The 26,256-nt window shown below is 60.9% G+C and carries 25 protein-coding genes, 1 other RNA gene and 1 pseudogene; 13 read left to right on the plus strand and 14 right to left on the minus strand.

Annotation, left to right across the window (positions count from 1 at the left end; genetic code table 11):
* Positions 1 to 20: 20 nt before the first annotated feature.
* From ubiH to J2Y90_RS04680, 3 genes are read right to left on the minus strand one after another with little or no spacing between them, the layout of a single operon-like run.
* A complete protein-coding gene (gene ubiH / locus J2Y90_RS04670) occupies positions 21 to 1,208 on the minus strand; it encodes a 2-octaprenyl-6-methoxyphenyl hydroxylase (protein WP_253497008.1) in 1,188 nt (395 codons plus the stop codon).
* Positions 1,205 to 2,539, minus strand: a complete 1,335-nt coding sequence (pepP, locus tag J2Y90_RS04675) for a Xaa-Pro aminopeptidase (RefSeq protein WP_253497011.1) — start codon at positions 2,537 to 2,539, stop codon at positions 1,205 to 1,207. The genes ubiH and pepP overlap by 4 nt, the downstream gene beginning before the upstream one ends.
* A 27-nt stretch (positions 2,540 to 2,566) precedes the next feature.
* Entirely contained in the window at positions 2,567 to 3,127 is a 561-nt protein-coding gene (locus J2Y90_RS04680) for a YecA family protein (protein WP_016772633.1), read from the minus strand.
* Positions 3,128 to 3,251: 124 nt separating this feature from the next.
* Here J2Y90_RS04680 and J2Y90_RS04685 point away from each other — a divergent pair, with 124 nt between their 5' ends.
* From J2Y90_RS04685 to J2Y90_RS04700, 4 genes are all read left to right on the plus strand, one after another.
* Positions 3,252 to 3,461, plus strand: coding sequence for a TIGR02449 family protein (locus tag J2Y90_RS04685; protein WP_007911197.1), 210 nt, complete (start codon positions 3,252 to 3,254; stop codon positions 3,459 to 3,461).
* On the plus strand, positions 3,458 to 3,775 hold the full coding sequence (locus J2Y90_RS04690; RefSeq protein WP_042607079.1) for a cell division protein ZapA: 318 nt from the start codon (positions 3,458 to 3,460) through the stop codon (positions 3,773 to 3,775). The genes J2Y90_RS04685 and J2Y90_RS04690 overlap by 4 nt, the downstream gene beginning before the upstream one ends.
* A 30-nt stretch (positions 3,776 to 3,805) precedes the next feature.
* A non-coding RNA gene (gene ssrS / locus J2Y90_RS04695) (6S RNA) lies at positions 3,806 to 3,984 on the plus strand.
* 80 nt (positions 3,985 to 4,064) lie between these two features.
* Entirely contained in the window at positions 4,065 to 4,670 is a 606-nt protein-coding gene (locus tag J2Y90_RS04700) for a 5-formyltetrahydrofolate cyclo-ligase (protein WP_253497014.1), read from the plus strand.
* A 35-nt stretch (positions 4,671 to 4,705) separates the two neighbouring features.
* Here the strand turns inward: J2Y90_RS04700 and J2Y90_RS04705 are convergent, their stop codons facing one another.
* Entirely contained in the window at positions 4,706 to 4,861 is a 156-nt protein-coding gene (locus J2Y90_RS04705) for a hypothetical protein (protein WP_024014743.1), read from the minus strand.
* A gap of 197 nt (positions 4,862 to 5,058) precedes the next feature.
* Here J2Y90_RS04705 and J2Y90_RS04710 point away from each other — a divergent pair, with 197 nt between their 5' ends.
* Positions 5,059 to 5,508 carry an EVE domain-containing protein gene (locus J2Y90_RS04710; protein WP_253497017.1) on the plus strand — a complete coding sequence of 150 codons (450 nt, stop codon included), beginning with the start codon at positions 5,059 to 5,061 and terminating at the stop codon, positions 5,506 to 5,508.
* A gap of 93 nt (positions 5,509 to 5,601) precedes the next feature.
* Here the strand turns inward: J2Y90_RS04710 and J2Y90_RS04715 are convergent, their stop codons facing one another.
* Positions 5,602 to 6,009, minus strand: coding sequence for a flagellar basal body-associated protein FliL (locus tag J2Y90_RS04715; RefSeq protein ID WP_253497019.1), 408 nt, complete (start codon positions 6,007 to 6,009; stop codon positions 5,602 to 5,604).
* Positions 6,010 to 6,159: 150 nt separating this feature from the next.
* On the opposite strand from J2Y90_RS04715, the gene J2Y90_RS04720 reads away from it, so the two are divergent.
* Together J2Y90_RS04720 and glpT are read left to right on the plus strand one after the other, a co-directional pair.
* Positions 6,160 to 7,137, plus strand: a complete 978-nt coding sequence (locus J2Y90_RS04720) for an NADPH:quinone oxidoreductase family protein (protein WP_253497022.1) — start codon at positions 6,160 to 6,162, stop codon at positions 7,135 to 7,137.
* A gap of 257 nt (positions 7,138 to 7,394) precedes the next feature.
* The gene (glpT, locus tag J2Y90_RS04725; protein WP_039757430.1) at positions 7,395 to 8,744 is read left to right on the plus strand and encodes a glycerol-3-phosphate transporter; all 1,350 of its coding nucleotides are present in this window, start codon (positions 7,395 to 7,397) and stop codon (positions 8,742 to 8,744) included.
* On the opposite strand, the gene J2Y90_RS04730 is transcribed toward glpT, so the two are convergent.
* From J2Y90_RS04730 to J2Y90_RS04760, 7 genes are all read right to left on the minus strand, one after another.
* Positions 8,720 to 9,388 (minus strand): gamma-glutamylcyclotransferase, encoded by a 669-nt coding sequence (locus J2Y90_RS04730; protein WP_042607082.1) that lies wholly within the window; start codon positions 9,386 to 9,388, stop codon positions 8,720 to 8,722. The genes glpT and J2Y90_RS04730 overlap by 25 nt on opposite strands.
* A gap of 195 nt (positions 9,389 to 9,583) precedes the next feature.
* On the minus strand, positions 9,584 to 10,552 hold the full coding sequence (locus J2Y90_RS04735) for a CDP-6-deoxy-delta-3,4-glucoseen reductase (protein ID WP_253497025.1): 969 nt from the start codon (positions 10,550 to 10,552) through the stop codon (positions 9,584 to 9,586).
* A complete protein-coding gene (ubiD, locus tag J2Y90_RS04740) occupies positions 10,552 to 12,018 on the minus strand; it encodes a 4-hydroxy-3-polyprenylbenzoate decarboxylase (protein WP_039757427.1) in 1,467 nt (488 codons plus the stop codon). The genes J2Y90_RS04735 and ubiD overlap by 1 nt, the downstream gene beginning before the upstream one ends.
* 80 nt (positions 12,019 to 12,098) lie before the next feature.
* On the minus strand, positions 12,099 to 14,054 hold the full coding sequence (locus J2Y90_RS04745) for an acyltransferase family protein (RefSeq protein WP_253497028.1): 1,956 nt from the start codon (positions 14,052 to 14,054) through the stop codon (positions 12,099 to 12,101).
* A gap of 139 nt (positions 14,055 to 14,193) precedes the next feature.
* Positions 14,194 to 15,453: a transcription termination factor Rho gene (gene rho / locus J2Y90_RS04750; protein WP_003229334.1), complete on the minus strand. Its 1,260-nt coding sequence runs from the start codon at positions 15,451 to 15,453 to the stop codon at positions 14,194 to 14,196.
* Between the two features lie 246 nt (positions 15,454 to 15,699).
* Complete coding sequence (gene trxA, locus J2Y90_RS04755) at positions 15,700 to 16,029, minus strand: thioredoxin TrxA (RefSeq protein ID WP_253497031.1); 330 nt, start codon at positions 16,027 to 16,029, stop codon at positions 15,700 to 15,702.
* Positions 16,030 to 16,149: 120 nt separating this feature from the next.
* Entirely contained in the window at positions 16,150 to 16,854 is a 705-nt protein-coding gene (locus J2Y90_RS04760) for a FadR/GntR family transcriptional regulator (RefSeq protein ID WP_253497034.1), read from the minus strand.
* Between the two features lie 256 nt (positions 16,855 to 17,110).
* Between J2Y90_RS04760 and J2Y90_RS04765 the strand changes: the two genes are divergently transcribed.
* The 5 genes and pseudogenes from J2Y90_RS04765 to ppx all read left to right on the plus strand — a co-directional run bounded on the left by J2Y90_RS04765 (position 17,111) and on the right by ppx (position 21,663).
* Positions 17,111 to 17,896, plus strand: a complete 786-nt coding sequence (locus J2Y90_RS04765; protein WP_253497037.1) for a transporter substrate-binding domain-containing protein — start codon at positions 17,111 to 17,113, stop codon at positions 17,894 to 17,896.
* Between the two features lie 21 nt (positions 17,897 to 17,917).
* Positions 17,918 to 18,586, plus strand: coding sequence for an amino acid ABC transporter permease (locus tag J2Y90_RS04770; protein ID WP_253497040.1), 669 nt, complete (start codon positions 17,918 to 17,920; stop codon positions 18,584 to 18,586).
* The gene (locus J2Y90_RS04775) at positions 18,583 to 19,233 is read left to right on the plus strand and encodes an amino acid ABC transporter permease (RefSeq protein WP_016772621.1); all 651 of its coding nucleotides are present in this window, start codon (positions 18,583 to 18,585) and stop codon (positions 19,231 to 19,233) included. Before J2Y90_RS04770 ends, J2Y90_RS04775 begins: the two co-directional genes overlap by 4 nt.
* Positions 19,220 to 19,953, plus strand: a pseudogene (locus J2Y90_RS04780) (amino acid ABC transporter ATP-binding protein). Before J2Y90_RS04775 ends, J2Y90_RS04780 begins: the two are co-directional and overlap by 14 nt.
* Before the next feature lie 207 nt (positions 19,954 to 20,160).
* A complete protein-coding gene (gene ppx / locus J2Y90_RS04785; RefSeq protein ID WP_253497043.1) occupies positions 20,161 to 21,663 on the plus strand; it encodes an exopolyphosphatase in 1,503 nt (500 codons plus the stop codon).
* Positions 21,664 to 22,017: 354 nt separating this feature from the next.
* Here the strand turns inward: ppx and ppk1 are convergent, their stop codons facing one another.
* Both ppk1 and hemB read right to left on the minus strand, forming a co-directional pair.
* The gene (gene ppk1, locus J2Y90_RS04790) at positions 22,018 to 24,243 is read right to left on the minus strand and encodes a polyphosphate kinase 1 (RefSeq protein WP_101161521.1); all 2,226 of its coding nucleotides are present in this window, start codon (positions 24,241 to 24,243) and stop codon (positions 22,018 to 22,020) included.
* A gap of 18 nt (positions 24,244 to 24,261) precedes the next feature.
* Positions 24,262 to 25,275 (minus strand): porphobilinogen synthase, encoded by a 1,014-nt coding sequence (gene hemB / locus J2Y90_RS04795; protein WP_253497046.1) that lies wholly within the window; start codon positions 25,273 to 25,275, stop codon positions 24,262 to 24,264.
* A gap of 207 nt (positions 25,276 to 25,482) precedes the next feature.
* Between hemB and J2Y90_RS04800 the strand changes: the two genes are divergently transcribed.
* Complete coding sequence (locus tag J2Y90_RS04800; protein ID WP_253497049.1) at positions 25,483 to 26,142, plus strand: DedA family protein; 660 nt, start codon at positions 25,483 to 25,485, stop codon at positions 26,140 to 26,142.
* Positions 26,143 to 26,256: the final 114 nt, after the last annotated feature.

Here is a 26,256-nt window from a genome sequence, read left to right on the forward strand (position 1 = left end):
TGAAAGTGCCGCTCAGCCACTCAAGCATCCGGACGCGTTCCCAGGCCCATCGCCTGACGGGCGAACCAGCGTTTCGCCGGAGGCAGCAGGTCGAGACCGAGCAGGCCGAGGTTGCGCCCCAGCGACACCAGCGGCTGGGTGCTGCCGAACAGGCGCGTAACCTGATCGGAGAAGCCCACGGTCAGGTCCTGATCGAGGCGCTGCCGCTCGCGATAGGCCTGCAACGTGGCGAAGTCGCCCAGCGCCTTATCACTGGCCAGCAGCGCAGCCGCCAGGGCGTCGGCGTCACGCAGCGACAGGTTGAAGCCCTGCCCGGCAATCGGATGCAGGCTGTGCGCGGCGTTACCGAGCACGGCCAGATGCGAACGCACCTGTTCTTCAGCCTCGATCAGCGACAGCGGATACAGATGCCGCGCGCCGACCTGCTTCAAGGTGCCGAGGCGGTAACCGAACACCCCTTGCAGCTCGCTGAGGAAATCGCGCTCGTTCAACTCGGTAAGACGCTGCGCGTCCATGCCCAGACGGGTCCAGACCAGCGCGCAGCGATTATCCGGCAGCGGCAGCAGGGCCATTGGCCCGTCGTCGGTAAAGCGCTCGAAGGCCATGCCGTTGTGCGCTTCGCTCGGGGTGATGTTGGCGATCAGCGCGCTCTGGTTGTACGGGCGCTTGCGCACGTTGATACCCAGTTGCTCGCGCAGCCCGGAACGGCCGCCATCGGCGAGCACCGCGAGGTCGCATTCAAGGGTGGTTTCATCGTTGAGGGTCAGGCGATAGCCATCGGCCAACGGCTCCATGCGCGTGACTTCCGCCGGGCAGCGCCAAGTGATCACGTCTTTGTCGAGGTGTTGCCACAGACACTGGCCAAGCCAGGCGTTTTCCACCACATAACCGAGCGCGGGCACGCCCTCTTCCATCGCCGACAAACGTGCGGTGGAGAAACGGCCACGGTCGGAGACGTGAATCTGTTTGATCGGCTCGGCGCGGCGGGAAATTTCCTGCCACACGCCCAGGCGCTGGTAAATCTGCCGCGAGCCAAACGACAGCGCCGAGGAACGTGCGTCGTAGCTCGGCTGCCAGCTGTCGCCGGGGGCGAACGGTTCGATCAGGACGATTTTCCAGCCTTGCGCCTTGGCTCCGGCCTGCAAGGCCAACGCCAGACTGGCGCCGACCAGACCGCCACCGATGATTGCCAGATTGACTCGACTCATGCTGCGTGTGTCCTTGCCTGTGCCATCAGCGCTTCGATCTCGGCGACGGTTTTCGGCACACCGCCGGTGAGAATTTCACAACCGGATCGGGTCACGACCACATCGTCCTCGATGCGCACGCCAATGCCGCGCCATTTCTTCGCCACGTTCTGGTTGTCCGGGGCGATGTAGATGCCCGGCTCCACGGTCAGCGCCATGCCGACCTCCAGCACGCGCCATTCGCCGCCGACCTTGTACTCGCCGACATCATGTACATCCATGCCAAGCCAGTGGCCGGCGCGGTGCATGTAAAACGCTTTGTAGGCTTCGCTGGCGATCAATTCATCGACCTCGCCTTGCAACAAGCCGAGTCTCACCAGCCCTGTGGTAATCACTCGCACTGTGGCTTCATGCGCCTGGTTCCAGTGCTTGTTCGGGGCGATTTCGGCGAACGCGGCTTCTTGCGAGGCCAGTACCAATTCGTAGATCGCTTTCTGCTCGGGCGAAAACTTGCCGTTGACCGGCCAGGTGCGGGTGATATCGCTGGCGTAGCAGTCGATCTCGCAGCCGGCGTCGATCAACACCAGATCACCGTCCTTGAGCAGCGCGTCATTCTGCTGGTAATGCAGGATGCAGCTGTTGCGCCCGGCGGCGACGATCGAGCCGTAGGCCGGCATCTTCGCCCCGCCCTTGCGGAATTCGTAATCCAGTTCGGCTTCGAGGCTGTACTCATAGAGCCCGGGCCGACTGGCCTGCATCGCGCGGATATGTGCCTGGGCCGAAATCCGCGCGGCTTCGCGCATCACCTTCACTTCTGCCGCCGATTTATACAGGCGCATGTCGTGCAGCAGGTGATCCAGGGCAACGAATTCATTCGGCGGCTGCGCACCAAGGTGCGCCTTGGAGCGGATCACGTTGATCCACTCCATCAGGTGCCGATCGAATTCCGGGTTGCTGCCCATCGCCGAATAGACCCGGTCGCGGCCTTCGATCAGGCCCGGGAGGATGTCGTCGATGTCGGTAATCGGAAACGCATCATCGGCACCGTATTCGCTGATCGCGCCTTCCTGCCCGGCGCGCAAACCATCCCACAATTCGCGCTCGGCGTTGCGTTCACGGCAGAACAGGATGTACTCGCCGTGCTCGCGCCCGGGCATCAGGACGATGACCGCTTGCGGCTCGGGAAAACCGCTGAGGTACTGGAAGTCGCTGTCCTGCCGGTAGACGTGCTCGACGTCGCGGTTGCGGATAGCCACCGCGGCGGCGGGCAGGATCGCGATGCTGTTGGGTTCCATCTGCGCCATCAGGGCCTTGCGGCGACGGCTGTATTCCGCTTTGGGGATATGGGTCATGGGCAGATGGCTTTCCCTGGCACGCGATTAATGCAGCGACGGCTTGGCGGCTGGCGGTACATCGGCTTTTTTTGTTTCCGAGAACAGCAGCAACGGCGCAACGCGCAGGTATTCCATGACTTCCATGTAGTCGGACTCGCCGTCTTCGGATTCTTCCAGCGCATCCTGGACTTGGGAAATCGCCGCCAGATCCTGCAGCACTTCGGTGGCTTCGGTGCTGAGCATGCTGCTGTCGCGGCAGTTCAGGCCGAAACCGCTGAGGAAGCCCTGGCACCATTCGCCCAGAGCAGCGGCGCGGTCGGCCAGCGGTGCATCGTCGGTCGGCAGCAGCAGAACGACAGTGACGTCGTCACCGGTCAGCTCGCCCTTGACCATCTCCTGCAGGCCGATCAGGGCGTTGCGGACGTTGTCCTGGATGTCGCCTTCGAGCAGTTCGGCGGCGTCGATCAGCCAGCCTTCGTGATCGAAGCCGGCCCCGGCGCAGCTGCGCCCGAGCAGCACGCCGTGCAGTTCGGCAGGCGAGACGTTGTGGCCGCTGGCAGTCAGCAGGGTGGCAAAGGCTTGATACGGGGAATTCGCAATGGTCATGGGCAGCTAGGCGCCAGACGGCGCTATGTCTAGAATGAAGGCCTTGTATCCTACATCGACAGCCCCGCCAAGACCATTAAAGGCTGTCCGCCAGTCACCCCCATCAGACGAACACGTGGACCCAATGGAAGACACCGACCTGCAAGCGCTGATGGCCAGACTCGAACTGCTGATTGGCCGAGTCGAGCAACTTAAGAGTCAAAACGCACTCTTACTAGCTCAGGAAAAAACCTGGCGCGAGGAACGCGCTCACCTCATTGAAAAAAACGAAATCGCCCGGCGTAAGGTCGAATCGATGATTTCGCGCCTCAAGGCCCTGGAGCAAGACTCATGAGTTCAAGCAATAGCGTTACCGTGCAGATCCTCGACAAAGAGTATTCGATCATCTGCCCGCCGGAAGAACGCAGCAATCTGGTCAGTGCCGCCCGCTACCTGGACGGCAAGATGCGCGAGATCCGCAGCAGCGGCAAAGTCATCGGTGCCGACCGCATTGCCGTGATGGCCGCGCTGAACATCACCCACGACCTGTTGCACAAAGAAGAGCGCCCGGACATCCAGGCCAGCGGTTCGACCCGCGAACAGGTGCGCGACTTGCTCGATCGTGTCGATCTGGTCCTCGCCGACGATCAGAGTACCGCCAAGGGCTGATTCGACTGGCAGCTTGAGGTATACTCGCCCCACTCCCTGGGGTGCTTGCCAGTTGACGATGTCCCGGAGCCGATTCGCACTACCCTGGAAGTTGCACGTTGGGCTGGTGTGCATGTCCGCTAGACGGAAAGCCTTAAAGTCTACTGCTTCTTCCACCTTGAACTTTCGGGTTCAAGGGCTGAGTTGACAGCGGTTCATCCGGGGAGCCTGATTCGAATCCGATGTCGGTGTATGCCGACATCGGATTTTTTATGCGTACGTTTTTGCATCCACCTGCCGAAGCCGAACCATGACCGAACCCGCGCTGCTGCCCCGCCCGCAACTCCGTCGCCTGCTGCGCAAGGCGCGCCGCGCACTGACGCCGGGCGAACAACGCCAGGCTGCCAAAGGCCTGTTCCGGCAATTGGCCCAAGACCCGCTTTTTCGCCGGGCGAAACATATCTCTCTGTACTTGCCCACCGACGGTGAAATCGATCCGCGCTTGCTGCTGCGCGAAGCCCAGCGTCGCGGCAAGGCAACTTATCTGCCGGTACTCAGCGCCTGGCCGCGAACGAAAATGGTCTTCCAGCGCATTCGTCCCGGCGAAAAGCTCAGCCCCAATCGTTTCCGCATCCTTGAGCCTCGGGCCAGTCTGGCTCGCCAACGCAAGGTCTGGGCGCTGGATCTGGTGCTGTTGCCGCTGGTCGGGTTTGACGATGTCGGCGGGCGACTGGGCATGGGCGGCGGATTTTATGATCGCAGCCTCGCCTATCTGGCCCGCCGCAAGAACTGGCGCAAGCCGACGCTGCTGGGCTTGGCCCATGAATGTCAGAAGGTCGAGCGTCTGGCGCAGGCGAGCTGGGATGTCCCGTTACAAGGCACGGTCACTGACAAGGCGTGGTATTTCGCAGAGTAGACGCCGCACGGATCGGCGGCGTCGAAGAGACAGGTTCAGCGTTTGAAAGCGGTCGACTGTTGCACCTGTTGCGCCACTTCAATCGGCGCGTCGGTCTTGTTCGCCCACAGGCTCTGCGCGTAACCGGTGGTTACCACGCCCAGGCCAAACAAAATTACCAAAGTCCATAGCAAATCCGGTTTGCGTTTCATCGATTGCCCCCCTCAAGGCACATCATCACGATGACAGCAGCGGTTTCCGTTCGTAGGCCGTGCAGCAGCGTCAAGCTTTAAAGGCCGGCATTTTGCGGCAACGTGAACCCGTGCGCAAACGCTGACGTCAACCGACTGTCGGTTTGTCATAAAATTGCCCGACAACCTGCCCAATGACCGCTTCAGGAGCAAATGACATGGCCTACTGGCTGATGAAATCAGAGCCCGACGAACTCTCGATCAAGGGTCTGGAAAAGCTCGGCAAGGCACGCTGGGACGGGGTTCGCAACTATCAGGCGCGCAATTTCCTGCGGGCGATGGCGGTCGGTGACGAGTTCTTTTTCTACCATTCCAGCTGCCCCGAGCCGGGGATTGCCGGGATTGGCCAAATTATCGAAGCAGCGTATCCCGATCCGACGGCGCTGGAGCCCGAGAGTCATTACTTCGATGCCAAGGCTACGCCGGAGAAAAATGCCTGGAGCGCGATCGATGTCGAACACGTCGAGACGTTTGCGCGGGTGTTGAAGCTCGATTACCTGAAGCAGCAGACCGCGTTGGCCGAGATGCCATTGGTGCAGAAGGGCTCGCGGCTGTCGGTGATGCCGGTGACGGCGGAGCAGTGGGCGGCGGTGCTTGCGTTGCGTTGACGCGCAAAAAGATCGCAGCCTTCGGCAGCTCCTACAGGGAAACGCATTCCAAGGTAGGAGCTGCCGAAGGCTGCGATCTTTTGATTTTATGGCTTACTGAATGATCAGGTTGTTGAACAACAGATCCTCAACCACTGGCTTGCCGGTCTCGTCATTCATGACCTGCTGGGTCTGCTTCAACGCTTCCTGACGCAATTTTTCCTTGCCCTCGATGCTGCCCATCGCCTCGGTGGTCTGCTGAGTGAACAGCGCCACCAGTTGATTGCGGATCAGCGGCTCGTTGGCCTTGACCAGTTTGCTCGCCTCTTCGCCGGTCACGCGCAGGGCCACGTCGGCTTTGTAGACCTTGAGCTTGGCGGTGCCGTCGAGGCCGTAATTGCCGACGAACGGCGGGCTGAGGGTGATGTAATTGACCTTCGGCGCCTCGCCTTCTTTGGCTTCTTCGGCCAGTGCTGCCACAGGCAGAGACAGGGCCAGCAACAACATGATCCACGCTTTCACAATTCGCTCCTTATCCGGTTTGCGGCCTAGCATAACGACCCGCCGCGCAAGCACAAGCTTATGGCTGACTATCAGGGTCGGGCATGCTCGTTGACCCGTTGATTCACACACCTACACTTATCGGCCATCACTCCCAAAGGAATAGCCCTGATGAAAGCCGTGCTGTGCAAAGCCTTCGGCCCTGCCGAATCGCTGGTGCTGGAAGACGTCGCCAGTCCTGTCGCCAAGAAGAATGAAATCCTGCTGGACGTGCACGCCGCCGGGGTCAACTTCCCGGACACGCTGATCATCGAGGGCAAATACCAGTTCAAACCGCCCTTCCCGTTCTCGCCGGGCGGTGAAGCGGCCGGGGTGGTGCGCGAAGTCGGGGAAAAGGTCAGTCACCTGAAAGTCGGCGACCGGGTCATGGCGTTGACCGGTTGGGGCAGTTTTGCCGAGCAGGTTGCGGTGCCAGGCTACAACGTCCTGCCAATTCCGCCTTCAATGGATTTCAACATCGCCGCTGCCTTCAGTATGACTTACGGCACCTCGATGCACGCGCTCAAGCAGCGCGCCAACCTGCAACCGGGCGAAACCCTGCTGGTTCTCGGTGCATCCGGTGGTGTGGGCCTCGCCGCGGTGGAGATCGGCAAAGCCATGGGCGCCCGCGTGATCGCCGCCGCCAGCAGCGCCGAGAAACTCGCGGTGGCCAAGGCCGCCGGGGCTGACGAGTTGATCAACTACAGCGAAAGCAATCTGAAGGACGAAATCAAACGCCTCACCGACGGCCAGGGCGCCGACGTGATTTACGACCCGGTCGGCGGCGACCTGTTCGACCAGGCCATCCGCGCCATCGCCTGGAACGGCCGCCTGCTGGTCGTCGGCTTCGCCAGCGGACGCATCCCGGAACTGCCGGTCAACCTCGCCCTGCTCAAAGGCGCGGCGGTGCTCGGCGTGTTCTGGGGCTCGTTCGCCCAGCGCCAGCCCCAGGACAACGCAGTCAACTTTGCGCAACTGTTCGGCTGGTTTGCCGAGGGCAAGCTCAAACCACTGGTGTCGCAGGTGTATCCGCTGAGCAATGCCGCGCAGGCGATCGATGATCTTGGCCAGCGCAAGGCTGTGGGCAAGGTTGTCGTTCAGGTCCGTTGACAACAGGGAGCGATCCGGAGCAGCCATCCGGATCGCTTTAGCGTTGAGATCCGCCTCTGCCACACGGTAAACCGCAGAAACCCACCCGAGTCACCATTCCCTCAGCGCCCCGTATTTATCTCAGAACGACATGTTCATAAAGGAACGCTCAACTGTCCAAATTTCCGCTGTTTTGCCGACGTGAAGCAATGCTATTTTCGGTAACGAAACTGTAACATTCGCATCCGCAGTCAAAACAAGAAAACTGGAGCTCTTGAATGTTTGCTTTCTTTCGTCCTGCCGCACATCAGGCTCCATTGCCTGAAGAAAAAATAGACAGCACCTACCGCCGACTGCGCTGGCAGATCTTCGCCGGTATCTTTATCGGCTACGCCGGTTACTACCTGCTGCGCAAGAACTTCTCCCTGGCCATGCCGTACCTGATCGATGAAGGCTACAGCCGTGGCGACCTTGGTCTGGCGATGTCGGCGATCGCCATTGCCTACGGTTTGTCGAAGTTCCTCATGGGCCTGGTGTCCGACCGTTCCAACCCGCGTTTCTTCCTGCCGTTCGGCCTGCTGGTTTCGGCCGGGGTGATGTTCATTTTCGGTTTCGCGCCGTGGGCAACATCCAGCGTGACGATGATGTTCATCCTCCTGTTCATCAACGGCTGGGCGCAGGGCATGGGCTGGCCGCCGAGCGGGCGAACCATGGTGCACTGGTGGTCGCAGAAGGAACGCGGCGGCGTGGTGTCGGTGTGGAACGTGGCGCATAACGTCGGCGGTGGTCTGATCGGCCCGCTGTTCCTGATCGGCATGGGCCTGTTCAACGACTGGCACGCGGCGTTCTACGTTCCGGCAGCGGTCGCGCTGGGCGTTGCGGTGTTTGCGTTCATCACTATGCGCGACACCCCGCAATCGGTCGGTCTGCCGCCGATCGAGCAGTACAAGAACGATTACCCGGAAGGCTACGACGCCAGCCACGAAGACGAATTCAGCGCCAAGGAAATCTTCGTCAAATACGTGCTGCGCAACAAAATGCTCTGGTACATCGCCATGGCCAACGTCTTCGTCTACCTGCTGCGCTACGGCGTGCTGGACTGGGCGCCGACCTACCTGAAGGAAGCCAAGGGTTTCACCGTGGATAAAACCTCGTGGGCCTATTTCTTCTATGAGTGGGCGGGGATTCCGGGCACGCTGCTGTGCGGCTGGATGTCGGACAAGATCTTCCGTGGCAACCGTGGTCTGACCGGCATGGTGTTCATGGCCCTGGTGACTGTCGCGACCCTGGTTTACTGGCTGAATCCGGCCGGCAATCCGATGGTCGACATGATCGCCCTGCTGTCGATCGGTTTCCTGATCTACGGCCCGGTGATGCTGATCGGCCTGCAAGCGCTGGAACTGGCGCCGAAGAAAGCCGCCGGTACTGCAGCGGGCTTCACCGGTCTCTTCGGTTATCTGGGGGGTTCGGTCGCGGCCAGCGCGGCGATGGGCTACACCGTTGACCACTTCGGCTGGGATGGCGGTTTCGTGCTGCTGGTCGGCGCTTGCCTGCTGGCGATGGCCTTCCTTGCGCCAACGCTGTGGCACAAGCAAGTCGCCAGTCAGAGCCGTGAAGCGGTCGCCTGATCGCTGTGTGATTTACAGCGTTTGAGCCGCGCCTCCAGATTTCGATCCGGCATGGCGTGGCTACGCAGGGCGTGTACGGTCTGCTCGACATAATCGCGAGTGGTGCCGTACCGCCCGCTGGCGCTGGCGAACACCTGGCTGAGCACATGATCCGGCAAGTTGCCGGCGTAGCTCGGCAGGTGGCGCTCCAGAACGAATCCCAAAGCCTGCACCTGAGTGCCATCTTCGAGGCGGCAATTGAGCCAGTGCGGGCGATACGAGGGAAACGGCATCTCGCGTTTCCACAGCGCGTACAGCGCGGTATCGAGATTGTCTTCCGGCAAGCGGTAGGCAAAACCGCTGCATGAACCGCCACGATCCAGACCGAACACCAGACCGGGCATTTCCGGCGTACCACGGTGCTCGTGCGACCACAGGTACAAGCCGCGATGATAGCCATGCACGCGACCGCGCATGCGCTCAACCGCCGTGCATTCCGGCCGCCAGATCAGCGAGCCATAGGCGAACAGCCACACCGGCCCGCCCTTGTGGCGCGCCATGGTCGATTGCATGGAAGCGAGAAGTTGTTCGTGCGTCAGCTGCGGCCCAAGATCGAGCCGCGGAGGGTAAGCCAGGTTCAGAATTGCGTTTTCAATGGCGCTCATGGCGAATAGCGTTCAGCTCCCCGCGGGTAAAGAATTACTTAATAGAACGCACCGCTGTAACAATAAGGCACATATGTTTCGAGGCAAATTAAGTGCCATGATACTGGCAGTGATTAATTACCTGATTGATATATAACCTAGCGGTATTTGTGCAATTACATAAATACCGATCGGCTATATACCAAGTTATAAGTATCAGCCGCGCGGGGCGTAGGCGAACACGTCGGCGCGCATTTGATGCGCATCCATTCCCGCCTCGACCAGCGCGTCCAGAGTGCCGTAGACCATCGCCGGCGAACCGCTGGCATAGACGTGCAGCGGCTTCAGATCGGGGAAATCCTCGCAAACCGCCTCGTGCAACATCCCGCAGCGCCCTTCCCAGCCGCACTGGTCGCTGACCACTTTGTGCAGGAACAGATTGGGCAGCTTCAGCCATTCGTCCCAGTGCTCGATCTGGTAGAAATCTTCCGGGCGGCGCACGCCCCAGTACAGATGCACCGGATGCTTGAAACCTTCGGCGCGGCAATGTTCGATCAGGCTGTGAATCTGGCCCATGCCGGTGCCGGCGGCAATCAACACCAGTGGGCCGTCTGGCAACTCGGCAAGATGTGTATCGCCGAATGGAAGCTCGACACGCACCATGGGGTTGCGTTGCAGCTGTTCGATCAGGCTCAGCGCACTGGCTTCGCGCGCCAGCACGTGGATTTCCAGATCACGCCCGCCGTGGGGTGCCGAAGCCATGGAGAATGCGGATTTCTCGCCGCTCTCACGCTCGATCATCAAATACTGCCCGGCGTGATAACGCGGTGGCTTGCCCGCCGGTGCACGCAGACGCACGCGCCAGGTATCGCCGCCCACCTCGCGGCACTCGATGACCTGACACGACAGGCTGCGCACCGGCAGCTCACCCAATGCGAGCACGCCATCCCACAGCAGCACGCAGTCTTCCAGCGGTTCGGCGATGCAGGTGTAGAACTCGCCGTGGTCGTGGACCTTGCCGGCCTGCTCGACGCGGCCTTCGACCAGCAGCGCGGCACACACGTGGCAATTGCCGTTGCGGCAGCTTTGCGGGCAGTCATAGCCCAGGCGCCGCGCGCCGTCGAGAATCCGCTCACCGGGTTGGATCTCGAGCACGGCTCCGGAAGGCTGCAGGGTTACACGCATCAATCTATTCCTAACTGATTCCAGATGGCATCGATCCGTTGGGTGACGGCGTCGTCCTTGACGATCACGCGGCCCCACTCGCGGGTGGTTTCGCCCGGCCACTTGTGGGTGGCATCCAGGCCCATTTTCGAGCCCAGGCCGGAAATCGGCGAAGCGAAGTCGAGGTAGTCGATCGGCGTGTTGTCGATCATCACCGTGTCGCGCTTGGGGTCCATGCGTGTGGTGATGGCCCAGATCACATCGTTCCAGTCGCGGGCGTTGATATCGTCGTCAGTGACGATAACGAACTTGGTGTACATGAACTGTCGCAAAAACGACCAGACACCGAGCATCACGCGCTTGGCATGCCCCGGATACGACTTCTTCATCGTCACCACGGCCATGCGGTACGAGCAGCCTTCCGGCGGCAGGTAGAAGTCGGTGATCTCCGGGAACTGCTTCTGCAGGATCGGCACGAACACTTCGTTCAGCGCCACGCCGAGAATCGCCGGCTCATCCGGCGGACGGCCGGTGTAAGTGCTGTGATAGATCGGTTTGATCCGGTGGGTGATGCGCTCGACGGTGAACACCGGGAAGCTGTCGACTTCGTTGTAGTAACCGGTGTGGTCGCCATACGGGCCTTCGTCGGCCATTTCGCCCGGATGAATCACGCCTTCAAGGATGATTTCGGCGGTGGCCGGCACTTGCAGATCGTTGCCACGGCACTTGACCAGTTCGGTGCGATTACCGCGCAACAGGCCGGCGAAAGCGTATTCGGAGAGGCTGTCCGGCACCGGCGTCACCGCACCGAGAATCGTCGCCGGATCGGCACCAAGGGCCACGGACACCGGGAACGGCTGGCCCGGATGCTTCTCGCACCACTCACGGAAGTCGAGCGCGCCGCCACGGTGGCTGAGCCAGCGCATGATCACCTTGTTGCGGCCGATCACTTGCTGGCGGTAGATGCCGAGGTTCTGACGTTCCTTGTTCGGGCCTTTGGTGACCGTCAGGCCCCAGGTGATCAGCGGGCCCACGTCGCCGGGCCAGCAGGTCTGCACCGGCAACATCGCCAGATCGACGTCGTCGCCTTCGATGACCACTTCCTGGCACACCGCGTCTTTGACGACTTTCGGCGCCATGGAAATGATCTTGCGGAAGATCGGCAGTTTCGACCATGCGTCCTTCAAGCCCTTCGGCGGCTCCGGCTCCTTAAGGAAGGCCAGCAGCTTGCCGATTTCGCGCAATTCGCTGACCGACTCGGCGCCCATGCCCATGGCCACGCGCTCGGGGGTGCCGAACAGGTTGCCGAGCACCGGGATGTCGTAACCGGTGGGTTTTTCGAACAGCAGCGCCGGGCCTTTGGCCCGCAACGTGCGGTCGCACACCTCAGTCATCTCCAGCACCGGCGAGACGGGAATCTGGATGCGTTTCAACTCTCCGCGCTGCTCAAGCTGCTGCACGAAATCCCGAAGATCCTTGAATTTCATTGACGATGGCACCCTCAAAATAGGCGTACATCCTACCTGCTCTGACGGGCAAACAGCAGCCCGTCAGTACCCGGCAGTACTCATTGCGCGCCTGTGCCCAGCAATACCGGTGCAAACAGCGGGCTCAGTCTGGCGCTGCCAACGTCGGAAAGATGGTCTTCATCCTTGTACTGCGAGTGCCCGTTGACCTCGATGCTGCAGACCCCGTCGGCGCACATCATCGGCGTCGGATCGATGACATGAACACCCGGATCGGCTTCGCTCATGGACGTGAACAGGTTGCCGAGAAAATGCTGGCGCGCCAGATGCTCCTCAAGCGGACGCCCCAGACCGTCGGCGGAGCGGCCGATCCTCGCCAGACTGGTCAGGCGGTTAATGGTGCCCTTGCGTTGCAGCGGTACCTCCTTGAACAGCCAGACCTGCACACCGGCTGCGCGCAAGGCGGCCACGCGCGCACGCAACGCAGCGGCCATGCGCTGCTCAGCCTGGGCGGTATCGTCATGGGAGTTGAGCAAGACCTTCTTGTCGCCGTCCTCCCTGCCGTAGACATACAGGCTCCAGTTGGACGCCAATACCACGTCCTTGATGCCAAGGCTGAGCACTTTGTCCATGGTCTGCTGATTGAAGTCCTTGCAGCGCTGGCGCGGCTCGTCGCTGAGAATCGGCGGACAGGCGCTCATACTGAACAGCCACACCGAACGGCCGTCGCGGCGGGCATTGCTCTCGATGGCTGGCATCAGCGCGGCAGCATGGCTGTCACCCCAGAAAGCCTGAGTCGGTGGCGTGCCCTGTTCACCGCCGACCAGGCAGGCCTTGTCGATCGATTTGTCTTGCGTCACTACCATGCATTTCATTTGTCCGGCGCGCCACTCGCGGGCCTGGGCATATTCCAGAGCCTTGCCGCTGAGGCGCCCGGGGATACCGTCGGCCGAGCGAATCGCCGATCCGACCGCTACCAGTACAGCAATGGTCACCACTGCACCCGCGAGTATGGATCTACGTTCGCACAGCAAACGTTTTTCCCGAAATGGCAACTCGATGTAGCGCAGGCTCAGCCACGCCAGACCCACTGCCAGCGCAATCCAGGCGAGCGCCTCCAGAGGCTGGACACCGTCGATGGAAATGGCGTTGGCGTACACGTAAATCGGCCAGTGCCACAGATACAACGAATAGGACAGCAGGCCGATCCAGACCAGCGGCCGCAGACTCAACAGTCGCGCGGCCCAGCTCGGTCCCTGGGCACCCGACCAGATCAACGCGGTGGTGCCCAGAACCGGGAGCAACGCCGCCCACCCAGGAAACACCGTCGAGCGATCAAACGTGAATACGGCGACCAGCACTGCCGCCAGACCCGCAACGCCGACCATCTGATACAGCCACGGCCGCACGGCCTGTTTGGGCGCAGGCATTACCGCAAGCATTGCCCCGCACAATAATTCCCAGGCACGCGTCGGCAGAGAGAAAAAGGTGAATTCCGGCTTGTGCTCAATCCAGGCGATGTTCAGGCCGAAGGAAACCAGCAGCATTGCCAGCAGGATCCAGCGCCAGTGTCTGAAATAGCGAACCAGCACCGCCATCAGTAACGGGAAAAAGATGTAGTACTGCTCTTCAACCGCCAGCGACCAGGTGTGCAACAACGGTTTCAGGTCGGAGGCTGGCTGAAAATAGCCGTCCTCGCGCATGAACAGAATATTGGAGATGAACAGCGACTGATAACGCACCGTTCTGCCCAGCTCGGAAAAATCCTTCGCCGTCAGCAGCAGCCAGCCCAGCGCCAGCGTCACCAGCATGACCACCGTCAAGGCGGGAATAATGCGGCGGGCACGGCGCGCCCAGAAATCGACAAAACTGAAGCGCTGGGCGCTGATTTCGCGAAACAGGATCGAGGTGATCAGAAACCCGGAGATGACGAAGAAAACATCCACGCCGACAAAGCCGCCGCTGAATGTATTGAACCCGAAATGAAACAGTACGACGGGAAGAACCGCGAGCGCGCGTAAACCGTCGATATCACGGCGATTGCCAAACGTGTGCATGAAAAACCTTACCTGTTCTGGATACAGAATCCTTGAAGGCGCGACGTTAGCAGCCGCGCAAACTTCAATCCAGATACAAAGAAATCGCGGGCAAAAAAAAGCGCCCCTCGCGGGACGCCTTTTTTAACAGCGCAGAATATTACTTGCGCTTCATCGACAAGAAGAACTCGTCGTTGGTCTTGGTCGTTTTCAGCTTGTCGACCAGGAACTCGATGGCGGCGACTTCGTCCATCGGGTGCAGCAGCTTGCGCAGGATCCACATGCGCTGCAGTTCGTCGTCGGCGGTCAGCAACTCTTCGCGGCGGGTGCCGGAACGGTTGATGTTGATGGCCGGGAACACACGCTTCTCGGCGATCTTGCGATCCAGAGGCAATTCCATGTTGCCGGTACCCTTGAACTCTTCGTAGATCACTTCGTCCATCTTCGAGCCGGTTTCAACCAGCGCGGTGGCGATAATGGTCAGCGAGCCGCCTTCTTCGATGTTACGCGCGGCACCGAAGAAACGCTTCGGCTTCTCCAGGGCGTGGGCATCGACACCACCGGTCAGCACCTTGCCGGAGCTCGGGATCACAGTATTGTAGGCACGGGCCAGGCGGGTGATGGAGTCGAGCAGGATCACCACGTCTTTCTTGTGCTCGACCAGGCGTTTGGCCTTCTCGATCACCATTTCAGCGACCTGCACGTGACGGGTCGGCGGCTCGTCGAAGGTCGAGGCAACCACTTCGCCGCGCACGGTGCGCTGCATTTCGGTCACTTCTTCCGGACGCTCGTCGATCAACAGCACGATCAGGTGAACTTCAGGATTGTTACGGGCGATGTTCGCTGCGATGTTCTGCAGCATGATCGTTTTACCGGCTTTCGGCGGTGCGACGATCAGACCACGCTGGCCTTTGCCGATCGGTGCACACAGGTCGATCACGCGACCGGTGAGGTCTTCGGTGGAACCGTTACCGGCTTCCATCTTCATGCGCACGGTCGGAAACAGCGGAGTCAGGTTCTCGAAGAGAATCTTGTTTTTCGCGTTCTCCGGACGATCGAAGTTGATCGTGTCGACCTTGAGCAGGGCGAAATACCGCTCGCCTTCCTTCGGAGGGCGGATCTTGCCAACGATGGTGTCACCGGTGCGCAAGTTGAAGCGGCGGATCTGGCTCGGCGAGACGTAGATGTCGTCAGGGCCGGCGAGGTAGGAAGCGTCTGCGGAGCGCAGGAAGCCGAAGCCGTCCTGGAGAATCTCCAGCACGCCATCACCGGAGATTTCCTCGCCGCTTTTCGCGTGCTTTTTCAGCAGGGAGAAAATCACGTCCTGCTTGCGCGAACGGGCCATATTTTCTATGCCCATCTGTTCGGCCAATTCGAGCAGTTCGGTAATCGGCTTTTGCTTGAGTTCAGTCAGATTCATATAGGAATGACGTAATCATTTATGGAGGGGGGAAATTAAGCTTTTGGCTTAATGAGGCCGCGCCGCGGAGAAGGCGACAGGATCGCGAACTAATTCGAAAAGGAGTGCGTCGGCGACGGCTAGCAGGGGGCATTGGAGAAACCAGTGCGGGGCCGAATGTACCACCTGAGTTTCGGAGCGTCTAGCCCTGAATACGCAAAAAGCCCCGCAATTTGCGGGGCTTTTTTTAGCGTTTTACTGTGACGCTCAGATGTTGGCGTCGAGGAAAGCCGCCAGTTGCGACTTCGACAGTGCGCCGACCTTGGTCGCTTCAACGTTGCCGTTCTTGAACAGCATCAGCGTCGGGATACCACGCACGCCATGCTTGGCCGGGGTTTGCTGGTTTTCGTCGATGTTCAGTTTGGCGACGGTCAGCTTGCCTTTGTAAGTCTCGGCAATCTCGTCCAGAACCGGTGCGATCATTTTGCAAGGGCCGCACCATTCAGCCCAGTAGTCGACCAGGACAGCGCCTTCGGCCTTGAGTACGTCGGCTTCGAAGCTAGCGTCGCTAACGTGTTTGATCAGATCGCTGCTCATGGAATTCTCCAGGTTGTAAGCAAAAAAACGTGGCCCATCATAGCCGCCCTTCCCTTGTTCAGGAAGCCGCAGATGATTGAGTGTTGCTATGGCCCCTGATGAGTTTGGGTATAGCTCAAGTCACGCCGTGGCGGGAGCGATGAAGGCGATTCCGGTGCGCAGGGCGGCGTTGCGCACGTGTTCCTGCATGGCTTTCTGTGCAGCCCCCGATGCGCGGCGGGCCAGGGCGCGGAGGATCTTGCGGTGTTCCTGCCAGGTTTCCATGGCGCGCTCGGCGCGGATGAACGGCAGTTTCTGGCTCTCGAGGAAGATCTCGGCGCTGGCGGTGAGGATGCTCAGCATCGCCTGATTGCCGCTGGCCAGCAGGATGCGCCGGTGAAAATCGAAGTCAAGTTTCGCCGCCGCTTCGAAGTCGCCGCCGCGCAATTGCTCGCGCATCGCCGCGACATTGTCTTCCAGCGCATCCAGATCAAACGTGCTCAAGGTTGTCGCGGCGAGCCCGGCGGCAAAGCCCTCCAGCGCGTAGCGCAACTGGAAGATGTCCAGCGGCGAGGCCTGCGCCGCGAATGGCCAGCCCGGCGCTTCGCCGCGCGACAATTCGATCGGCGACTGCACGAACACGCCCTTGCCCGGCTGAATGCTGACCACGCCCAGTGCACTGAGCGACGACAGCGCTTCACGCAACGATGCCCGGCTGACGCCCAGTTGCAGCGCCAGATCCCGTTGCGAAGGCAAGGCATCGCCGGCGCCGAAGCTCTGTTCGGTGATCAGTTTGCGGATCGCTTGCAGCGCCACTTCGGGTACGGCGCGGGAGATCGAATTCATGATGTGCGGACGCGTCAGGGCCAAGGTGCGGCTAGTTGTAAAGCTATTCGCCGAGTCCGGCAAGTCGTGCCCCAGCGGGGTTCGGCGCGTGCAGCCGATGCGCCATCGCAGTGCGAAAACCGGGTTGACTGTTCAGACCAGTAAGACCGAACCAAGCCGCTGATGCCGCGGCCTGCCGGGGCGAAATCCGCCTCTTGGCACGGCCCATGCTCTGTCCGATCGCAGAAATCACTTCCCGCCGATCCGGAGATAGTCCATGACCCAGCGTTACAGCGCCCTCCTCGCTTCCCTGTTTGCCGGCCTGCTGCTGTGCCAGGCCCCCGCTCACGCCGACGGTCTGGACGACGTGGTCAAACGCGGCACGCTGAAAGTCGCCGTGCCCCAGGACTTCCCGCCTTTTGGCTCGGTCGGCCCGGACATGAAGCCGCGTGGCCTGGATATCGACACGGCGAAACTGCTCGCCGACCAGCTCAAGGTCAAACTTGAACTGACCCCGGTCAACAGCACCAACCGCATTCCGTTCCTGACCACCGGCAAGGTCGATCTGGTGATTTCCAGCCTCGGCAAAAACCCCGAGCGCGAGAAGGTCATCGACTTCTCCCGCGCCTATGCGCCGTTCTACCTCGCGGTGTTCGGCCCACCAGACGCCGCGATCACCAGCCTCGACGACCTCAAGGGCAAGACCATCAGCGTCACCCGTGGCGCCATCGAAGACATCGAGCTGAGCAAAGTCGCCCCCGAAGGCGTGACCATCAAGCGTTTCGAAGACAACAACTCGACCATCGCTGCTTATCTGGCCGGTCAGGTCGATCTGATCGCCAGCGGCAACGTGGTGATGGTGGCCATCAGCGAGAAGAACCCCAAGCGCGTACCGGCGCTGAAAGTGAAGCTCAAGGATTCACCAGTCTACGTCGGTGTGAACAAGAACGAAGCGGCGTTGCTGGCCAGGGTCAACGACATCCTCAATACCGCCAAGGCTGACGGCGCGCTGGAAAAGAACTCGCAGACCTGGCTGAAAGAGCCGCTGCCGGCCGATCTCTGATCGACTGCGCGGGAGACCTTCATGGCTTATCAGTTCGATTTTTTGCCGGTGGTGGAAAACACCGACCTGCTAGTGCGCGGCGCGCTGTTCACCCTTGAACTGACCGCTATCGGCGCACTGCTCGGGGTAGGCGTGGGCATTGTCGGCGCGCTGGTGCGGGCGTGGCACATCCGCCCGTTCTCGGCGATCTTCGGCGTCTACGTCGAGTTGATCCGCAACACACCGTTTCTGGTGCAGCTGTTCTTCATCTTCTTCGGCCTGCCATCGCTCGGCATGCAGATCTCCGAGTGGCAAGCGGCGGTGCTGGCGATGGTGATCAACCTTGGCGCCTACTCGACCGAGATCATCCGCGCCGGCATCCAGGCGATCCCGCGGGGGCAACTGGAAGCGGCTGCGGCATTGGCGATGACGCGCTTCGAAGCGTTCCGTCACGTCGTCCTGCTGCCGGCACTGGGCAAGGTCTGGCCGGCGCTGAGCAGCCAGATCATCATCGTCATGCTCGGTTCGGCGGTGTGCTCGCAGATCGCCACGGAAGAATTGAGCTTCGCTGCCAACTTCATTCAGTCGCGCAACTTCCGCGCCTTTGAAACCTATGCGCTGACCACGTTGATCTACTTGTGCATGGCGCTGCTGATCCGCCAGTTGCTCAACTGGTTCGGCCGCAGATTCATTGCGAGGAGCAGCCAATGAGCGATTTCACTTTCTGGGACATTCTGCGCAATCTGCTCACCGGCCTGCAGTGGACGCTGGCGCTGTCGTTGGTGGCGTTCATTGGCGGCGGCCTGGTCGGCCTGCTGATTCTTGTCATGCGCATCTCGAAAAACACCCTGCCAAGCAGCATCGCCCGCACCTGGATCGAGCTGTTCCAGGGCACGCCGCTGTTGATGCAATTGTTTCTGGTGTTCTTTGGCGTGGCGCTGGCCGGGATCGAAATTTCGCCGTGGATGGCCGCGGCGATCGCTTTGACCTTGTTCACCAGCGCCTATCTGGCGGAGATCTGGCGCGGTTGCGTCGAGGCGATTCCCCACGGCCAGTGGGAAGCCTCATCGAGCCTGGCGCTCAATCCGCTGGAGCAACTGCGCTACGTGATCCTGCCGCAAGCGCTACGCATCGCCGTGGCGCCGACCGTGGGGTTCTCGGTGCAAGTGGTCAAGGGCACAGCGGTGACCTCGATCATCGGCTTCACCGAGCTGACCAAGACCGGCGGCATGCTCGCCAATGCCACGTTTGAACCGTTCATGGTCTATGGCCTCGTCGCGCTCGGCTACTTCCTGCTCTGCTACCCCTTGTCCCTCAGTGCGCGCTACCTGGAAAGGAGACTGCATGCCTCTGCTTAGAATTTCCGCCCTGCATAAATACTACGGCGATCACCACGTGCTCAAAGGCATCGACCTCAGCGTCGAGGAAGGCCAGGTGGTGGCGATCATCGGCCGCAGCGGCTCGGGCAAATCGACCCTGTTGCGCACCCTCAATGGCCTGGAGTCGATCAACGATGGCGTGAAGTCGACGGCGAGTACCTCGACGCAGCCCGCGCCGATCTGCGCAGCCTGCGACAGAAGGTCGGCATGGTCTTTCAGCAATTCAACCTGTTCCCGCACCTGACCGTCGGCGAAAACGTCATGCTCGCGCCGCAAGTGGTGCAGAAAGTGCCCAAGGCCAAGGCTGCCGAGCTGGCGCGGGAAATGCTCGAGCGAGTCGGGCTCGGGGAGAAATTCGATGCCTTTCCGGATCGCTTGTCCGGCGGGCAGCAGCAGCGGGTAGCGATTGCCCGGGCATTGGCGATGTCGCCGAAGGTGTTGCTGTGCGATGAGATCACTTCGGCACTCGACCCGGAGCTGGTCAACGAAGTGCTCAGCGTGGTGCGGCAATTGGCGAAGGAAGGCATGACGCTGATCATGGTCACCCACGAGATGCGCTTTGCCCGGGAAGTCGGGGATAAATTGGTCTTCATGCATCATGGCAAGGTGCATGAGGTGGGCGATCCGAAGGTGCTGTTTGCCAATCCGCAGACGGCCGAGCTGGCGAATTTCATCGGTACGGTGGAAGCGACAGCCTGAAAGATCCTCAGAAGCAGTGATGTCCTCTTCGCGAGCAAGCTCGCTCCCACATTGGAATGCGTTCACCTGTGGGAGCGAGCTTGCTCGCGAATGGCCGCGCCGCGATCTCCAGACTCCTGCGCTGAATCAACGGTTTGAGCCATGCGCGTTGGCGTCAGCGTTTGATCGTGGCACGATGTCGGGGTTATCGACCGAGACCCTCTGCCCATGCCGCAATCCCAAGCCAAGAATCTGTCCCTGATCGCCGCGATCGACCTGGGCTCCAACAGCTTTCACATGGTCGTGGCCAAGGCCCGGAACGGCGAAATCCGCATCCTCGAGCGCCTCGGCGAGAAGGTGCAACTGGCTGCCGGCATCGACGACGCACGCCAGCTCAACGAAGAATCGATGCAGCGCGGCCTCGATTGCCTCAAGCGCTTTGCCCAACTGATCAACGGTATGCCGCTCGGCGCCGTGCGCATCGTCGGCACCAACGCCCTGCGTGAAGCACGCAACCGTGGCGAATTCATCCGCCGCGCCGAGGAAATCCTCGGCCACACAGTAGAAGTCATCTCCGGCCGTGAAGAAGCGCGCCTGATCTATCTCGGCGTGTCGCACACGCTCGCTGATACCCCGGGCAAACGTTTGGTCGCCGACATCGGCGGCGGCAGTACCGAATTCATCATCGGCCAGCGCTTCGAGCCGTTACTGCGCGAAAGCCTGCAAATGGGCTGCGTGAGTTTCACCCAGCGCTACTTCAAGGACGGCAAGATCACCCCGGCCCGCTACGCCCAGGCGTATACGGCGGCGCGGCTGGAAATCATGAGCATCGAGCACGCCCTGCATCGCCTGACCTGGGATGAAGCCATCGGCTCCTCCGGTACGATTCGCGCCATAGGTCTGGCGCTGAAGGCCGGCGGCCATGGCAGCGGCGAGGTCAACGCCGAAGGCCTGGCATGGCTCAAGCGCAAACTGTTCAAGCTTGGCGACGCCGACAAGATCGATTTCGAAGGCATCAAGCCTGACCGCCGGGCAATCTTCCCGGCGGGCCTGGCCATTCTCGAAGCGATCTTCGACGCCCTCGAACTGCAACGCATGGATCATTGCGAAGGCGCGCTACGTGAAGGCGTGCTGTATGACCTGCTCGGCCGCCATCATCACGAAGACGTGCGCGAACGCACCCTGACCTCGCTGATGGAGCGCTATCACGTCGACCTGGAACAGGCGGCGCGAGTCGAGCGCAAAGCGCTGCACGCGTTCGATCAGGTCGCGGTGGACTGGGAGCTGGACGATGGTATCTGGCGCGAACTGCTGGGCTGGGCGGCGAAAGTGCACGAAGTCGGCCTCGACATCGCTCACTATCACTACCACAAGCACGGTGCCTACCTGATCGAGCACTCGGACCTTGCCGGCTTCTCCCGCGAGGATCAGCAGATGCTCGCGCTACTCGTGCGCGGCCACCGGCGCAACATTCCCAAGGACAAGTTCGCCGAGTTCGGCGATGACGGCATCAAGCTGATTCGCCTGTGCGTGCTGCTGCGTTTTGCGATTCTGTTCCATCACATCCGCGGAACCCAGGCGATGCCGCAGGTGGTGCTGCACGCCGAGGGTGACCATCTCGATGTGCAATTCCCGGAGAACTGGCTGGATGAAAATCAGCTGACCCAGGCGGATTTCGGGCTTGAGGCGGATTGGTTGACGCGGGTGGGGATTGTTCTCACGGTGCACTGATCTGCCCTGTAGGAGCCGCCGAAGGCTGCGATCTTTTGATTTTTTCAAGATCAAGATCAAGATCAACAGATCGCAGCCTCGTTGCACTCGACAGCTCCTACAGGTTGATGTGTCAGGCAGAAAAAAGGCGATCCGTTGGGATCGCCTTTTTTATTGGGTTCGGCTTGAGAGCGGAGGTGAAGCTCTCCCCTCACCCCAGCCCTCTCCCGGAGGGAGAGGGAGCCGATCTCTATTGGCTTCAAGGCCTGAGTTCGACTCGATTTCTCAGGTCGGCGTATAGCGTAAGACACCTCGGTCAGTCCCCTCTCCCTCCGGGAGAGGGCTAGGGTGAGGGGCTTTGCTCTTGGCTTTGCTTTAGCTGCTAACAGGCAAGATCGGGCTACCCAACCGCTCCAGCAACGTCGCCTGCGCACTGCGCGGGTTCTGGTTGCCGGTGGGCGTATTGCGAATGTAGCGGCCGTCCGACTGCAGGCTCCAGCTGTGGGTGTTGTCGGTCAGGTACAGCTCCAGCTCTTTCTTGACTCGGGTCAGCAGCTTTTTGCCTTCCACCGGGAAGCAGGTCTCGACGCGCTTGTCGAGGTTGCGCTCCATCCAGTCGGCGCTGGAGAGGAACATCTGCTCGTCGCCGCCGTTGAGGAAGTAGAACACCCGCGTGTGCTCGAGGAAGCGGCCAATGATCGAGCGCACGTGAATGTTGTGCGAGACGCCGGCGATGCCCGGACGCAGGCAGCACATGCCGCGCACCACCAGATCGATGCGCACGCCGGACTGGCTGGCCTTGTACAGCGCGCGGATGATCTTCGGATCGGTCAGCGAGTTGAACTTGGCGATGATGTGCGCCGGTTTGCCTTCGAGGGCGAACTGGGTTTCGCGGGCAATCATGTCGAGCATGCCCTTCTTCAGGGTAAACGGCGCGTGCAGCAGCTTTTTCATGCGCAGCGTCTTGCCCATGCCGATCAACTGGCTGAACAGTTTGCCGACGTCTTCGCACAAGGCGTCGTCGGAGGTCAGCAGGCTGTAGTCGGTGTAAAGCTTGGCGTTACCGGCGTGATAGTTGCCGGTGCCGAGGTGCGCGTAGCGGACGATCTCGCCAGCCTCGCGGCGCAGGATCAGCATCATCTTGGCGTGGGTCTTGAAGCCGACCACACCGTAGATCACCACCGCACCGGCCGCTTGTAGACGGCTGGCCAGTTGCAGGTTGGACTCTTCATCGAAGCGCGCACGCAGCTCGATGACCGCGGTGACCTCCTTGCCGTTACGCGCAGCGTCGACCAGCGCATCGACGATCTCGGAATTGGCGCCGGAGCGATACAGCGTTTGCCGTACGGCGAGAACGTGCGGGTCTTTCGCCGCCTGACGCAGCAGGTCGACCACCGGCGTGAACGACTCGAACGGGTGCAGCAAGAGGATGTCCTGCTTGCTGACCACGCTGAAGATGTTTTCGCTGTTCTGCAGCAGTTTCGGGATCTGCGGGGTGAACGGCGTGTACTGAAGCTCCGGATGGCTGTCCAGACCGGTGATGCTGAACAGGCGCGTCAGGTTGACCGGGCCATTGACCTGATACAACTCGGTCTCGCTCAGGTTGAACTGCTTGAGCAGGTAGTCCGAGAGGTGTTTCGGGCAAGTGTCGGCGACTTCCAGACGCACCGCGTCACCGTAGCGCCGCGAGAACAACTCGCCACGCAGGGCGCGGGCCAGGTCTTCGACGTCTTCGGAATCGAGGGCCAGGTCGGCGTTTCGGGTCAGACGGAACTGGTAGCAGCCCTTGACCTTCATGCCCTGGAACAGGTCATCGGCGTGGGCGTGGATCATCGACGACAGGAACACATAGTTGTCCCCGGCGCCGCCGACCTCTTCCGGCACCTTGATGATCCGTGGCAGCAGACGCGGGGCCGGAATGATCGCCAGACCGGAGTCGCGACCGAAAGCGTCGATACCTTCGAGCTCGACGATGAAGTTCAGGCTCTTGTTCACCAGCAACGGGAACGGGTGCGTCGGGTCGAGGCCGATCGGGGTGATGATCGGCGCAATCTCGTCGCGGAAATAGCGGCGCACCCAGGTCTTGAGCTTGGTCGTCCAGTTGCGCCGACGGATGAAGCGCACCTGATGCTTTTCCAGCTCGGGCAACAGGATGTCGTTAAGGATCGCGTACTGGCGATCAACGTGGCCGTGGACCAGCTCGCTGATCCGCGCCAGCGCCTGATGCGGCTGCAAGCCGTCAGCGCCGGCCTGTTCGCGGGCGAAGGTGATCTGCTTCTTCAGCCCGGCGACGCGGATCTCGAAGAATTCGTCGAGGTTGCTGGAAAAGATCAGCAGGAACTTCAGCCGCTCCAGCAACGGATAGGACTCGTCCAGCGCCTGTTCCAGCACGCGGATGTTGAACTGCAATTGCGAAAGCTCGCGATGGATATACAGGCTGCTGTCATCCAGGCCGGGAATGGCGATCGCCGGCACCGCCGCAGCGGTTTCGGCAACCGGCGCGGGTGGCGCAGGCTCCAGTTCCGGCGGGGTTTCGGTGATTTGCTCGACCACCGGCTGAGCTTCTTTTACGGCAACTTCAGTGAGTCCTTCGGTATTCATGGAATGTTCCTGGGAGGGCTATTTCTGCTCTCGTAACAATTGAGCGGCACGAACGGCAAAGTAAGTCAGGATGCCATCTGCACCGGCACGTTTAAAGGCGGTCAGTGACTCGAGGATCACCGCTTCGCTCAACCAGCCATTCTGGATAGCGGCCATGTGCATGGCGTATTCGCCACTGACCTGATAGACGAAGGTCGGCACCTTGAAGGCATCTTTGACCCGAAAAAGAATGTCCAGGTAGGGCATGCCCGGCTTGACCATGACCATGTCCGCGCCTTCAGACAAGTCGGCACCGACCTCATGCAGCGCTTCGTCGCTGTTGGCCGGGTCCATCTGATAAGAAGCCTTGTTCGCTTTGCCGAGGTTCGACGCCGAGCCGACCGCATCGCGGAACGGGCCGTAATAGGCGCTGGCGTATTTGGCCGAGTAGGCCATGATGCGCACGTTGACGTGACCGGCAATTTCCAGCGCTTCACGAATGGCCTGGATGCGCCCGTCCATCATGTCCGATGGCGCCACCACCTGCGCGCCGGCCTCGGCGTGGGACAGCGCCTGACGTACCAGTGCATCGACGGTGATGTCGTTCTGCACGTAGCCGTGTTCGTCGAGAATGCCGTCCTGACCGTGGGTGGTGAACGGGTCCAGCGCCACGTCGGTGATCACCCCCAGTTCAGGGAAACGCTCACGCAGGGCGCGAGTGGCGCGCTGGGCGATACCTTCGGGATTCCACGCTTCGGCGGCATCCAGGGATTTCAGTTCGGGCGGGGTAACCGGGAACAGCGCCAGCGCTGGAATCCCCAGCTCGACCCACTTCGCCGCTTCTTCCAGCAGCAGATCGATCGTCAGTCGCTCGACGCCCGGCATCGAGGCTACGGCTTCACGGCGATTCTCACCGTCGAGCACAAATACCGGCAGGATCAGGTCATCGACCGTCAGCACGTTTTCACGCACCAGCCGCCGGGAAAAATCATCACGACGATTGCGACGCAGGCGGGTGGCGGGAAACAGACGATTGGCGGGGGTAAAGCTCACGGCAGACTCCTGAGCCCGGGCAAACGGGCGAGCGTGACAGTTATAGACGGCCATTATGACCAACAGATGACAGTTGTGTGAGACCTGTGACAGGTAGCCGCTTTCCATTCTCGGTGTAGGAATTGTTCACGTCGAGACACATTTGGACACTTTCATGAATGTGTCCGAAGGGTTAGGCTGCGCGTTCATTTCGCCAGCACCCAGACAATGCTCCAACAATTTCTGCACGACTTTGGCTACTTTGCCTTGTTTCTCGGCACGTTCTTCGAAGGCGAAACCATTCTGGTGCTCGCAGGCTTCCTCGCGTTCCGTGGATACATGGACATCAACCTGGTGGTGGTCGTGGCGTTCTTCGGCAGTTATGCCGGCGATCAGCTGTGGTACTTCCTGGGACGCAAGCACGGGCGCAAATTGCTCGCACGCAAACCGCGCTGGCAGATGATGGGCGACCGTGCCCTTGAGCACATCCGCAGGCATCCGGACATCTGGGTTCTGAGCTTCCGTTTCGTCTATGGTCTGCGCACGGTGATGCCGGTGGCGATCGGTCTGTCCGGCTATCCGCCGGGACGCTACTTGCTGCTCAACGGCATCGGTGCGGCGATCTGGGCCAGCGCGCTGGCTGCAGCGGCTTACCACTTCGGCGCAGTGCTGGAAGGCATGCTTGGCAGCATCAAGAAATATGAGCTGTGGGTGCTCGGTGCGTTGCTGATCCTCGGCTTGGGCCTGTGGCTGCGGCGCCGCTTCAAGAATGCGCAGCTGGCAAAGAAGATCTATCAGGACGAGCAGATCGCCAAAGCTGCCGAGGCCGAGCAACTGCGCCAGGCCGAAGCGACCCCGCCTGCCGGGCCGAAAACGCCAGCCGAATAAGCCATTCGCTGGCGGCTGCCAAGCGCAGTCCAGGCAAATAATGAACACCCCGCCGCCGTTGCGATCCATTGAGAGAGCGCTCTGCCCCCGCGTGCGTCGCCCATGCCCCTATGG

It is taken from the genome of Pseudomonas koreensis (assembly GCF_024169245.1).
In the GTDB taxonomy this organism is placed as follows: domain Bacteria; phylum Pseudomonadota; class Gammaproteobacteria; order Pseudomonadales; family Pseudomonadaceae; genus Aquipseudomonas; species Aquipseudomonas koreensis_F.